We start from the raw sequence: 1,016 nt of genomic DNA on the forward strand, positions 1-1,016 counted from the left end.
CTCCAGTGCGTCTTACCGCACCTTCAACCTGCTCATGGGTAGGTCACATGGTTTCGGGTCTACGTCATAATACTAATGCGCCCTATTAAGACTCGGTTTCCCTACGGCTCCGTCTCTTCAACTTAACCTCGCATCATAACGTAACTCGCCGGTTCATTCTACAAAAGGCACGCTCTCACCCATTAACGGGCTCGAACTTGTTGTAGGCACACGGTTTCAGGTTCTATTTCACTCCCCTTCCGGGGTGCTTTTCACCTTTCCCTCACGGTACTGGTTCACTATCGGTCACTAGAGAGTATTTAGGGTTGGGAGATGGTCCTCCCAGATTCCGACGAGATTTCGCGTGTCTCGCCGTACTCAGGATACTGCTAGGTATAAAGACTATTTCGACTACGAGGCTGTTACTCTCTTTGGCGACCCTTCCCAGAATCTTCGTCTATACTCTTTAAGTCCACATTGCAGTCCTACAACCCCGAAGAGTAAACTCTTCGGTTTGCCCTCCTGCCGTTTCGCTCGCCGCTACTAAGGCAATCGCTTTTGCTTTCTCTTCCTGCAGCTACTTAGATGTTTCAGTTCACTGCGTCTTCCTTCTACTAGTCTTAACAACTAGTGATGACAGGCATCAACCTGCCGGGTTCCCCCATTCGGACATCTCTGGATCTACGCTCACTTACAGCTCCCCAAAGCATTTCGTCGTTTGTCACGTCCTTCATCGGCTTCTAGTGCCAAGGCATCCACCGTGCGCCCTTATTAACTTAACCTTATTAACCTAATTTTTTTCAAAAATTAGAAATTGTACTCAGACTAGAAAACTAGTGATTTAGATAAATCCTCTTGTAGTCCTAAGACTACTGCGATGATTTCCTAAAATCATACGTTTTCTTTAACGTCTTCGTAACTTAATTAAACTCATTAAATATTCACAGCGTTTTCGGTTTATTTTCTTGTTACTATTTCTATATGTACTTTCATACATAAAGGAATGTTTGATAGATATTCAATTTTCAATGGACAAG

1 rRNA gene is annotated in these 1,016 nt (G+C 44.2%); it reads right to left on the reverse strand.

What is annotated here, in order from left to right:
- Positions 1 to 761, reverse strand: a 23S ribosomal RNA gene (locus ACHBGV_RS10275); the annotation flags it as partial.
- Between the last annotated feature and the right edge of the window lie 255 nt (positions 762 to 1,016).

This window comes from Streptococcus sp. A34, assembly GCF_043674115.1.
Classification (GTDB): domain Bacteria; phylum Bacillota; class Bacilli; order Lactobacillales; family Streptococcaceae; genus Streptococcus; species Streptococcus suis_V.